Here is a 12,093-nt window from a genome sequence, read left to right on the forward strand (position 1 = left end):
TTTAAAATGATTCCGTTATGGGTATTGATGAAAGTAGTGACAAAAAAGAAATAGGATGGTGCTGAATATGGTAACTTTAAAAGCAAATAAAAGAACTGATTTCAAACGTTCCACACTGCAAAAAATCCGTCATTCAGGACACGTTCCTGGTGTCATATACGGAAAAAATACAGACAACCTAGCTGTTTCATTAGATAGCATCGATTTATTAAAGACATTACGTGATGAAGGGAAAAATACAATCATCACATTAGAAGTCAACGGTGAAACAAAGTCTGTGATGGTCACAGAATTACAAACAGATCCGTTGAAAAATGAGCTTGTCCACGCTGATTTCCAAGTGGTCGATTTTCAAAGAGATATTGACGCAGATGTACCTGTACAACTGATTGGCGAATCCAAAGGTGTAAAAGATGGCGGTGTGCTCCAGCAGCCACTATTTGAACTATCCATTACAGCCAAACCAAAGGATATTCCACAAAATATTGAAGCTGATATTACAAACTTAGATGTAAATGATGTACTAACAGTCGGTGATCTGTCTGTTCAAGCAACTTACCAAATTAATAACGATCCAGAAGAAGTCGTTGCATCTATCTTGCCACCTCAGCAATCCGAGGTTCCTAAACCAGATAGTGAAGAGGAAACCCAAGAACCTGAGGCCATTAAAGAAAAGGATGACAACGAAGAATAACTGGTCATTTAGAGACGTAACCCTCCCGTGGTTGCGTCTTTTGTGCTAGAATGAAAAGAATTCATACGTTTTTGCATGAGGCAATCATATGGCTCATTTTTTAGGCGTGTGCATGTGGGACAAAGGAGGTTATTGGTTTTATGATTGCATTCGTTGGATTGGGGAATCCAGGAAGAGAATATGAAAAAACAAGACATAATGTCGGATTTATGACAATAGATGAACTATCAAAAAAATGGAACATTCCATTAAATCAATCAAAATTTCAGGGACAATATGGAACTGGTTTTGTTTCGGGGCAAAAGGTTCTACTTGTTAAGCCTCTTACATATATGAACTTATCAGGAGAATGCGTGCGCCCACTTTTGGATTACTATGATATTCTCCTTGAACATTTGAAAGTCATCTATGATGATCTTGATTTACCAACTGGGCGGATTCGTTTGCGCACAAAGGGAAGTGCAGGAGGGCATAATGGGATTAAATCGTTGATCCAGCACTTAGGCTCACCTGAGTTTGACCGATTTCGCATTGGTATTGGCCGTCCGCAAAATGGCATGAAGGTCGTCGATTACGTACTAGGGCGCTTCTCGGAAGAGGAACAGTTTGACATCGCATCAGCCATTCAAGCGTCTGTTGAAGCTTGTGAGGCAGCTCTAACAAAGCCATTTTTAGAAGTGATGAATGATTTTAATAAAAAGGTATAAGAATGTTAAGCAAAGCACATACTGATCATAAATCTCAACATGGGAGGATCTCACGTATGGCTTTGCATTATTACTGCCGGCACTGTGGTGTAATGGTTGGGAGTTTAGATGAAATCGCTGTTCAAAGTGAAGCACTTGGGTTTCATCACTTAACAAATGAAGAAAGAAACGATATGATTTCTTATAAGGAAAATGGTGATTTACATGTACAAACCATTTGTGAGGATTGCCAAGAGGCACTCGAAAGAAATCCTGATTACCATCAGTATCATACATTTATTCAATAAAAAGCTTTGGTGTAGGATAATAGACCAAAGCGTTTTTCTGTTTTAAACAAGCAGGGAGGAGGAGCCAAATGAAAAACATACAATCATTTATCAAACAAAGTAATGATTTTCAGTCCATTTTTAATGGGCTAAAGGAAGGGTTAAAAGAACAGCTGCTCGCCGGACTATCAGGCTCCGTTAGATCGTTATTTTCAGCTGCCATATCAGACCAACTAAAGCGGCCGATGTTTATTGTGACCCACAATTTGTATCAAGCGCAGAAGGTGGCGGATGATCTAGCAAGTGTGATGTCGGATCGGTCGGTCCTTCTTTATCCTGTAAATGAACTCATTGCATCAGAGATTGCCGTTGCCAGCCCTGAGCTAAGAGCACAGCGACTCGATGTCCTGAATCGACTAGCAAATGGAGAAAACCCCATTGTCGTAACTCCGGCAGCGGCGGTGCGGAGAATGCTTCCGCCAGTCGAGATCTGGAAGGAGAGTCAAATCCATTTAAAGCTCGGTGAAGAAATTGATTTGGAGGCGTTTTCAAAGCAACTCGTGCAAATCGGTTATGACCGGACGTCTATGGTCGCTGCGCCCGGAGATTTTAGTGTGCGTGGAGGAATCATCGACATTTATGCGTTAACGGGAGATCATCCTATCCGTATTGAATTGTTTGATACAGAAGTGGATTCGATTCGGACCTTCCACTCTGATACACAGCGGTCACTAGAAACGCTTCAAGAGATCAAGATTGGCCCAGCAAAAGAGCTGATTGTGAGAGGCCCTGAACGAGTAAGAGCGATTGAACAGCTTGATGACGGTCTTGCAAAAAGTTTAAAGAAGTTCAACTCAGACAAACAAAAAGAGCTGCTGCATCAGAATATTTCTGGTGATCGAGAGAAGCTGCTAGAAGGCATCGTGACACAGGAGATGACGAAGTACCTCTCCTATTTCTATGAAAAGCCTGCTAGTTTGCTAGATTATACATCGCAAGATACGATTATCATCCTAGATGAAATTAGCAGAATTCAGGAGATGGAAGAACAGCTTGAACAGGAAGAAGCAGATTGGACCATTAGTTTGCTTGAAGAAGGGAATATTCTTCATGATTTATCTCTTTCCTTCCCGTTCCAAGAGCTGATGAATCAGCAATCGAGGTCAATTCTCTACTACTCGTTGTTCTTAAGACATGTCCAGCAGACCAATCCGCAAAATATTGTCAATGTATCTAGTAAGCAAATGCAGAATTTCCACGGGCAAATGAATGTGCTTGCGAGTGAAATTGAACGTTATAAAAAACAAAATTATACGGTTGTCTTTTTAGGTGCGAATGAAGAGCGTACAGAGAAGCTGTCGTCTGTTTTACATGATTATGACATTGAAGCTGCTCTTGCCAAACCGGACGCTGAGCTTGTAAGCGGGCAAGTGTATATTTTACAAGGTGAGCTACAAACAGGCTTCGAACTGCCATTATCAAAAATTGCAGTGATCACAGAAGGTGAGCTTTTCAAAAAACGTGTGAAGAAGCAGGCACGTAAGCAAAAGCTGACCAACGCAGAGCGAATTAAGAGCTATTCAGAGCTTCAAGTGGGCGATTATGTAGTGCACATTAACCACGGGATTGGTAAGTATTTAGGCATTGAAACGCTTGAGATCGGCGGCATTCATAAAGATTATTTAAATATTCATTATCAAGGGAGCGACAAGCTTTATGTACCGGTTGAACAAATTGACCAGGTGCAGAAGTATGTAGGATCAGAAGGAAAAGAGCCAAAGCTGTACAAACTAGGCGGCAGCGACTGGAAACGCGTCAAGAAAAAAGTAGAATCATCTGTTCAGGACATTGCAGATGATCTCATTAAGCTGTACGCAGAACGTGAGGCAAGCAAAGGGTATGCTTTCTCACCTGACCATGAGATGCAGCGTCAGTTTGAATCTGCGTTCCCTTATCAGGAAACAGATGATCAAATTCGTTCTATTCAAGAAATCAAAAAAGACATGGAGCGTGAACGTCCGATGGATCGCCTGCTTTGTGGAGATGTGGGGTATGGAAAAACAGAGGTGGCGATTCGTGCGGCCTTCAAAGCCATTGCTGACGGGAAGCAGGTTGCATTACTTGTTCCGACAACGATCTTAGCACAGCAGCATTTTGACACGATTATGGACCGATTTCAGGACCACCCTGTCAAAATCGCTCAGCTTAGCCGATTCCGTACGCGTAAAGAAACAACCGAAACGTTAGAAGGGATGAAGAACGGAACGATTGATATGGTCATTGGGACACACCGCCTTCTTTCAAAAGACATTGTATATAAGGATTTAGGACTGTTAATCATTGATGAGGAACAGCGTTTTGGTGTGACGCATAAAGAGAAAATTAAGCAAATGAAAGCCAATATTGATGTACTGACATTAACGGCAACGCCAATTCCGCGTACGCTTCATATGTCGATGCTTGGTGTACGAGATTTATCCATTATTGAAACACCACCTGAAAACCGTTTCCCTGTTCAAACCTATGTTGTCGAGTACAATGGCGCTTTAGTTAGAGAAGCGATAGAGCGAGAACTAGCGAGAGGCGGTCAAGTGTACTTCCTTTACAACCGTGTTGAGGATATTGAACGGAAAGCAGACGAAATCTCTATGCTTGTTCCAGACGCTAAAGTCAGCTGTGCACACGGGAAAATGAGTGAGAACGAGCTAGAATCTGTGATGATCAACTTCCTTGAAGGAGAATCAGATGTGTTGGTCAGTACAACCATTATTGAAACGGGCGTAGACATTCCAAATGTGAACACGCTCATTGTACACGATGCTGATAAAATGGGGCTCTCTCAGCTGTACCAGTTAAGAGGACGAGTTGGGCGCTCTAATCGTGTCGCCTACGCATATTTTACTTATCGAAAAGACAAAGTTCTTTCTGAAGTAGCAGAGAAAAGACTTCAGGCCATTAAAGAATTCACAGAGCTCGGATCAGGCTTTAAAATTGCGATGCGTGATTTAACGATTCGAGGAGCAGGGAACTTACTTGGGGCACAGCAGCATGGATTTATTGATTCCGTTGGGTTTGACCTTTATTCTCAAATGCTGAAAGAAGCGATTGAAGAAAGAAGAGGCGACACGACAGCTCAAGAAAAATTTGAGCCGGAGATCGACTTGCAAATTGATGCCTACATTCCAGACTCATATATTTCTGATGGCAAGCAAAAAATCGAGATGTATAAACAGTTTAGAGCCATTGGGTCCATTGAAGAACGGAAAGAGCTGCAGGATGAAATGATTGACCGATTCGGTGAATATCCACAAGAAGTGGCTGATTTGTTCACGATTGCGACGATGAAGGTGTACGCTGTGCAGGAACGTGTTGAGTTGATCAAATTGGAGAAAGGCATTGTCAGACTCACCCTTGATGAGAAACCAAGCAGCGAAATCGATGGTCAAAAATTATTTGAGTTAGGCAGTCGATATGGACGTGAGATTGGCCTAGGAATGGAAGGCAGTAAGCTGATTATATCTGTTCAAACGAAAGGCAAGAAGACCAAGGAATGGCTGGAGGTCGTTCTTAGCATGCTTCGAGGCCTTCAAAATGTGAAAAAAGAAACCATTCCATCTTCATAAAATTTTGTTTGTCTCTCGTGTATATTACGTTTGATGTGACGGATACTAAACTCAGGGTCAAGTGGTGAATGTTACATAAAGTGGACGCTTTTGTTCCATTCACCCAACATATCATCAAATGAAAGAGAGGAAGCAGTGAATGAAAGCAACTGGAATTGTACGCCGCATCGATGATCTAGGTAGAGTGGTTATTCCGAAGGAGATTCGCAGAACATTGCGCATCCGGGAAGGAGATCCGCTTGAGATTTTTGTCGACCGCGATGGAGAAGTGATTTTGAAGAAGTATTCACCGATTAGTGAGCTAGGAGACTTTGCGAAGGAATATGCTGATGCATTATTCGACAGTTTGGGTCATTCCATCCTGATCTGTGATCGCGATACGTATATTGCTGTATCCGGCAGTTCGAAAAAAGAGTACTTAAACAAATCCATTAGTGATTTAATTGAACGAACACTCGATCAGCGTAATTCTGTATTAGAGGAAAGCAAGAAAGAAATTCAACTAGTCGATGGTATTGATGATGACGTATCTGCTTATACCATAGCACCTATTGTTGCAAACGGAGATCCAATTGGCGCCGTCGTCTTATTTTCGAAAGAGCGTTCAATGGGAGAAGTGGAGCATAAAGCGGCGGAAACGGCAGCTGGCTTCTTAGCCCGTCAAATGGAACATTAGGTCTAATAATTCTATATGTTTTTGATAAAACGAAAGAATGCCGATAAAATCATCTGATTTTGTCGGCGTTTTTTATATGAGATGAAACGAAACATGCAATGTGTCGTCTACTCCTTAGAAAGAAACAGCTTTCTATTGACGTATGATATAATGAGTGCGTTTAAATGTAGCTCTATTTTTTGATTGAACATAAAGGAGTCATCCATGAAAAATGCTGTGAATCAGCCGCATTGGCTTTTCCAAGGTGCGGTGATATTGACCATCGCAGGCTTGTTATCAAAGGTACTAAGTGCCGTTTATCGTGTCCCTTTTCAAAACATCGTAGGAGACACTGGTTTTTATATTTATCAGCAGGTGTATCCCTTTCTCGGCATTGCGATCATGCTCGGAACAACAGGGTACCCTGTTATGGTGTCCAAGCTACTGAGTGAGCATGGTGAAGAGAATCGCCGGATCATTACAAGGGTATCCTTGGTGTATATCTCTTTGCTAAGCTTGGTCTTATTTCTCTGTCTATACATAGGAGCAGGTTGGATTTCGGACTTGATGGCTGACAGCGAATTAATCTTACTCATCCAGATGAGTGCATTTGTTTTTTTATTCCTGCCGCTCACAGTCATGCTAAGAGGTGTGTTTCAGAGTGACGGCATGATGCTTCCAACCGCTATATCCCAATTGGTTGAGCAGCTCATTAGAGTAGGTGTTTTGCTTGTCTTATCCTTCTATTTAATGAGGCACGGTTATTCTCTTTATGAAACAGGAGTGGGTGCCGTTTTCTCCTCTATCGCAGGAAGTGCGGTCTCACTTATACTGCTTCTTTTCCTTTGGCTGACATATCGAAAGCAGCCTGCTTCAGGCATGACGTTAAAACAGGCAACACTGCGAAAAAAAGATGTTTTGAAAAGTTTAGTTCTGTATACATTGACGATTTGTGTGAGTGGATTGTTTATTTTATGGATGCAAATGATCGATGCCTTTCACCTGTATGCTTTGCTCCGCAGCGAGGGGCTGAGTGAGACGGAAGCCAAAGCGGCAAAAGGTGTGTATGACCGAGGTCAGCCTTTCTTGCAGCTAGGAACGGTGTTTGCAATTAGTATCGGAACCTCTCTTGTTCCATTTTTGTCGTCAGCCTTGAGGGAAGGACAGCACGAAGTGATTCGTCAAAAGGTTCGTACATCGTTTAAGACAACGTCGGTGCTAGGGATTGGATCAGCGGTCGGGCTTATTTGTATTCTATCGTCAGTAAATATAATGTTATTTCGTAATGACTTAGGAACAGATGCGCTGCAAATATTTTGTATTTCCATCGCATTTACGTCAATTGCGATTACGCAAACAGCTTTGCTTCAAGGGCTGGGACATCCCGTGTACCCAGCTGTTGTGATCATTCTCAGTGTGCTAGTGAAATGGGGGTTGACGTTTGCGCTTGTCCCGCTATTTGGTATCCATGGGGCCGCATGGTCTACAGTATGTGGTTATCTCACCGCAGCCATGTGCAATGCGTTTTATTTGAAACGCAAAGGGTGGATCTCAATGAGAGAGCTGTTCCCAGTGGAAATTCTTTTATCAGCGGCTTTCATGGCCATCGTTTTAGTGGGGTATCAGGCATTATTTTCTTGGATCATACCTTTTGAAAAACGTCCGTTTTCCGTTTTAGAGAGCCTGACATCAGTTTTTATTGGTGGTTTCGCCTTTTTATATAGTATTCTTAAGCTAGAGGTATTTACGGACGAGGAATGGAGACTCATTCCATTAGGAGAAAAGATTTTATATTTTAAACAGATGAGAGGGAATAGAAATGGCTGGTAAGATTACAGTCGTTGGTCTTGGGGCCGGCGACATGGATCAGCTGACGCTCGGCGTATATAAGCAGCTGAAGCAGGCGAAAGAAGTATTTATGAGAACGAAGGATCACCCGCTCACTGCGGAATTAAAGCAGGAGATCCCGTCTATTACCTTTTTGGATGAGGTTTATGAAAAGCATGATCAGTTTGAATCAGTGTATCAGGAAATCACAGAAATTCTATTTGCTGAGGCTGCGGACAAAGATATTGTTTATGCAGTACCAGGACATCCATTTGTAGCAGAAAAAACAGTGCAACTTCTTGTCGCTCAGCAGAAGGAACACGGGATTGAGGTGTCTGTTGCCGGTGGACAAAGCTTTCTTGATGCGACCTTTAATTCCTTGCAGATTGACCCAATTGAAGGACTACAATTCGTTGATGCAGGGGATATGCGGGCAGATGATCTTAATTTAAGCCAGCATGTATTGATTTGTCAGGTGTATGATCAGATGACCGCTTCAAATATCAAGCTCACGCTGATGGAAAAGCTACCAGACGACTATGAAGTTTATATTGTGACTGCGGCAGGGAGTAGTCAGGAACAGATGACAGCTGTTCCTTTATTTCAACTTGATCGAGATATGTCGATAAATAACTTAACGAGTGTTTATGTGCCTCCAATTCAAGATAAAAAGCTGCTCTATCAACAATTTGATACTTTCCGAGAAGTCATTCGTACATTAAGGGGACCAGGAGGCTGTCCGTGGGATCAAAAACAGACCAATGAGTCGCTCAAACCTTACTTAATTGAAGAATGCTATGAGCTACTTGAAGCCATAGACGAAGACGATCCAGATCATATGGTGGAAGAGCTTGGAGATGTGTTGCTGCAGGTTTTACTCCATGCTCAAATTGGTGAAGATGATGGCTATTTCTCAATTGATGATGTCATCCAGCATGTGACAGAAAAAATGATTCGACGACATCCGCATGTGTTTGGTGATACAAATGTCACTGAAGCATCGGATGTGGTGGCCAATTGGGAAAAAATTAAGCAGCAGGAGAAGCCAGAACGGGCAGCATCTATTTTGCAGTCCATTCCAGCAACACTCCCAGCTCTAACAAAGGCTTATAAGCTCCAAAAGAAAGCAGCTAAGGTCGGCTTTGATTGGACGGAAGTAGAAGATATTTGGAACAAATACGAAGAAGAAAAGCAGGAATTCCTCGTTGAAGTGGAAGAGATGACGGACGAAGGTGCAACAAAGCAAATGAAAGATGAATTTGGGGATATTTTGTTTGTTCTCGTCAACATAGGCAGGTTCTATCAGCTAGAGCCTGAAACAGCCCTCTCTTCCGCAAACACAAAATTTATGCGGCGCTTTCAGCATATAGAACAAAAAGCAAAGGGTATGGGACGTTCACTAGAGGACATGACACTAGAGGAAATGGATGATCTGTGGAACGATGCCAAACGCATAGAAAGAGGTGAACACACATGAGACTAGATAAATTTTTAAAAGTTTCTCGTTTAATTAAAAGAAGAACATTGGCGAAAGAAGTAGCCGATCAAGGAAGAATTTCAATTAATGGAACACAGGCAAAAGCCAGCTCTGACGTGGAAGAAGGAGACGAGCTTCAAATTCGCTTTGGTCAAAAACTTGTGACCATACAAGTCAACGAGTTAAAGGACACCACGAAAAAAGAAGAAGCTGCTGGCATGTATACCGTGCTGAAAGAAGAAAAAACAGCAGAATAGGGCTTGTTCTAAAAGACCCTCCTATCACATACAATGCAGTAACATTGCAAGTATGAGATATGGGGGATGTATAAATGAATCAATATTATAATCAACCTCAAGGCACGAAGCTGTCATCAGAAGCAGAGCACAATGTCACAATGCGAAACAGAAAGCATTTAGATATTACCGGCGTCAAGCAGGTAGAAAGCTTTGATAGTGAAGAATTTCTGCTTGAGACGGTAATGGGGATTCTAGCCATCCGCGGAGAAAATCTACAAATGAAAAATTTAGACGTAGAAAAAGGCGTTGTGTCCATCAAAGGTCGTGTCTTTGACTTAATTTATGTAGATGAGCAGCATGGGGAGAAGGCTAAAGGATTTTTTAGCAAGCTGTTTAAATGACACTGACAGTCCAGTTTTATACGATGCTTTCGATGGCGGCGATGGGCATCTGGCTGGGCGCATCGCTTGATACGTACAAGCTGTTTGTGAACCGGGAAAAAACATCAAGATGGTTCCTAGTCATTCACGATCTCCTTTTTTGGATGGTGCAAGGTCTCTTATTCTTTTATGTGCTGCTGCTAACAAACGAGGGAGAATTCAGGCTTTATATTTTTCTAGCTGTTGCTTTAGGTTTCTCAATGTATCAGGCATTGATGAAACAGCTATATATCAAAATTCTGAAGTTCATCATCACGTGTATATACAAGGCCGTTCTAGTCCTTAAAAGACTGGTCATGTCCATTGTCTTCCAGCCGATCCGCTGGATTGTCAAATTGATCATAAGTGCTATTCTGTTCTTGCTCCAATCGTTCTTACGTATTGTTCGTTTTACGTTTCGACTCGTGTGGAAGGTGCTATCGATTGTTTGTTATCCGCTCATCTGGTTACTCAATGTGACCATTATTCATCGGATTCCCGAAAAATGGCGAACATCAGTTAGATTGTTTTTCTCAAAAGGAGCAGGAATTTTACAAGGGACCAAGAAATTATCCCGTACCATCAAAACGAAATGGAAACAATTCTGGACAAAGTAAGAGAGGAGGCCTTCATCCTTGAACGAGAGAAAAAGAAATATCACACAAATTCAAAACGATTACCAAAAACAAATGGAACAGCAAGCACAGCGCTTAAAACGCAAACGCCGTGGACTCCTTAGAAGGCTTACCGTGTTTGGTGTGATCGTGCTCATGTTTGTTGTCTTGGTGACTAGTGCCCTCTGGTCTCAATCGTCCGCATTAAAGGAAAAAGAAGAGAAAAAGGTCGCGCTCGAAAAAGAATTGAAGCAATTACAAACTAAGCAGGAAGATATTTCTGATGAAATCAAGAAGCTGAAAAGCAAGGAATACGTACTCGAACTGGCACGACGGGACTATTATTTGTCCAAAAAAGGCGAAAAAATCTTTGATGTGGGCAATAAGAGCGATTAGCCTTGTTGACACTTAAAATTCAGTTTATGTATAATTGAACAAATGAGATTTTTTTATAAGTCTAAGGAGGAGCACTTTTTTTATGTCGATTGAAGTTGGCAGCAAGTTACAAGGGAAAGTTACGGGCATTACAAATTTTGGAGCTTTTGTGGAGTTGCCAGGCGGTTCAACTGGTCTCGTTCATATCAGTGAAGTAGCCGATAACTATGTAAAAGATATTAATGAGCATTTAAAAGTCGGTGAACAAGTTGAAGTGAAAGTGATTAACGTTGAAAAAGACGGTAAAATCGGCTTGTCCATTAAAAAAGCAAAAGATCGTCCTCAACAACAATCAAGACCAAGCAGAAATGATTTCCGTCCGAAGGAATCGTTTGAGCAAAAAATGAACAAATTCTTAAAAGATAGCGAAGATCGCTTAACATCTTTAAAACGTAACACGGAATCAAAACGTGGGGGGCGCGGAGCAAGAAGAGGTTAACTTGTTGCTGCTTTCTATATATCTATCACAACAAAGCATCTTCTTTTCAGCGGGTGTTTTTAGATTGTTGACAAAGGGCTAAAATGATCTTTATTTTAAGCCCTTTGTCTTCTTTTCAGCGTGATTGAAAACCTTTGAAGTCTAGGAAGGACGAGTACTGGAGCGGAGCAAATTTTAGATTCGTGAGCACCAGCACGCAGGGCTGACAACGAATGCGAGGGTTTGTCTACACGCTGAAAGCATCTGTTTTTTTCCTGTACTGACACGATGTTTTTTTGAGATTTCATCATTTAATTTAAAACTTTCTATTGACGGACAAGCGAATCCTTTGTATTATAGTTCTTGTGCTTCTTAGCGCATTTTCAATTATGGCGGTGTAGCTCAGCTGGCTAGAGCGTACGGTTCATACCCGTGAGGTCGGGGGTTCGATCCCCTCCGCCGCTATCCTTTTAAGTAGAACGAAAAACAAGGCCCGTTGGTCAAGCGGTTAAGACACCGCCCTTTCACGGCGGTAACACGGGTTCGAATCCCGTACGGGTCATTTCCAAAACAGCTTTCATAAAGAAAGCTGTTTCAGCTTGTAGACAAAGTCTACAAGCTTTTTTGTATAATAAGGGTAATAACACAATTCTGCGGGGGATGAACATGTTATCGAAACGTGAAGAAGAGAGAAGAAATCAATTAGAAGTAGTGGCTTT

The 12,093-nt window shown here is 41.8% G+C and carries 12 protein-coding genes and 2 tRNA genes; all 14 read left to right on the top strand.

Annotated elements, in window-relative coordinates; all coding sequences use genetic code 11:
* Positions 1–67: 67 nt before the first annotated feature.
* Positions 68–694, top strand: coding sequence for a 50S ribosomal protein L25/general stress protein Ctc (locus tag WAX46_RS11360; protein WP_226568103.1), 627 nt, complete (start codon positions 68–70; stop codon positions 692–694).
* Between the two features lie 140 nt (positions 695–834).
* Positions 835–1,401, top strand: coding sequence for an aminoacyl-tRNA hydrolase (gene pth / locus WAX46_RS11365; RefSeq protein WP_226568104.1), 567 nt, complete (start codon positions 835–837; stop codon positions 1,399–1,401).
* A 56-nt stretch (positions 1,402–1,457) separates the two neighbouring features.
* Positions 1,458–1,688 carry an anti-sigma-F factor Fin family protein gene (locus WAX46_RS11370; RefSeq protein ID WP_226568105.1) on the top strand — a complete coding sequence of 77 codons (231 nt, stop codon included), beginning with the start codon at positions 1,458–1,460 and terminating at the stop codon, positions 1,686–1,688.
* Positions 1,689–1,756: 68 nt separating this feature from the next.
* On the top strand, positions 1,757–5,290 hold the full coding sequence (gene mfd, locus WAX46_RS11375; RefSeq protein WP_336494024.1) for a transcription-repair coupling factor: 3,534 nt from the start codon (positions 1,757–1,759) through the stop codon (positions 5,288–5,290).
* 139 nt (positions 5,291–5,429) lie between these two features.
* Positions 5,430–5,966 carry a stage V sporulation protein T gene (spoVT, locus tag WAX46_RS11380; RefSeq protein WP_226568107.1) on the top strand — a complete coding sequence of 179 codons (537 nt, stop codon included), beginning with the start codon at positions 5,430–5,432 and terminating at the stop codon, positions 5,964–5,966.
* Between the two features lie 204 nt (positions 5,967–6,170).
* A complete protein-coding gene (locus WAX46_RS11385) occupies positions 6,171–7,775 on the top strand; it encodes a putative polysaccharide biosynthesis protein (RefSeq protein ID WP_226568108.1) in 1,605 nt (534 codons plus the stop codon).
* Positions 7,765–9,249: a nucleoside triphosphate pyrophosphohydrolase gene (mazG, locus tag WAX46_RS11390; RefSeq protein ID WP_336494025.1), complete on the top strand. Its 1,485-nt coding sequence runs from the start codon at positions 7,765–7,767 to the stop codon at positions 9,247–9,249. Before WAX46_RS11385 ends, mazG begins: the two co-directional genes overlap by 11 nt.
* A complete protein-coding gene (locus WAX46_RS11395; RefSeq protein ID WP_226568110.1) occupies positions 9,246–9,506 on the top strand; it encodes an RNA-binding S4 domain-containing protein in 261 nt (86 codons plus the stop codon). The genes mazG and WAX46_RS11395 overlap by 4 nt, the downstream gene beginning before the upstream one ends.
* A gap of 74 nt (positions 9,507–9,580) precedes the next feature.
* Positions 9,581–9,889 carry a sporulation protein YabP gene (gene yabP, locus WAX46_RS11400; RefSeq protein ID WP_048239558.1) on the top strand — a complete coding sequence of 103 codons (309 nt, stop codon included), beginning with the start codon at positions 9,581–9,583 and terminating at the stop codon, positions 9,887–9,889.
* Entirely contained in the window at positions 9,886–10,524 is a 639-nt protein-coding gene (gene yabQ, locus WAX46_RS11405; RefSeq protein WP_336494026.1) for a spore cortex biosynthesis protein YabQ, read from the top strand. Before yabP ends, yabQ begins: the two co-directional genes overlap by 4 nt.
* Before the next feature lie 18 nt (positions 10,525–10,542).
* Complete coding sequence (locus tag WAX46_RS11410; protein ID WP_336494027.1) at positions 10,543–10,917, top strand: FtsB family cell division protein; 375 nt, start codon at positions 10,543–10,545, stop codon at positions 10,915–10,917.
* 82 nt (positions 10,918–10,999) lie between these two features.
* On the top strand, positions 11,000–11,395 hold the full coding sequence (locus WAX46_RS11415; RefSeq protein WP_008357409.1) for a S1 domain-containing RNA-binding protein: 396 nt from the start codon (positions 11,000–11,002) through the stop codon (positions 11,393–11,395).
* A gap of 370 nt (positions 11,396–11,765) precedes the next feature.
* Positions 11,766–11,839, top strand: a tRNA-Met gene (locus WAX46_RS11420).
* Positions 11,840–11,864: 25 nt separating this feature from the next.
* Positions 11,865–11,936 (top strand) — tRNA-Glu (locus WAX46_RS11425).
* The last annotated feature ends 157 nt before the right edge of the window (positions 11,937–12,093 follow it).

Origin of the sequence: Bacillus sp. FJAT-53060 (assembly GCF_037104745.1) — a bacterium.
GTDB lineage: Bacteria > Bacillota > Bacilli > Bacillales > Bacillaceae > Bacillus > Bacillus stratosphericus_B.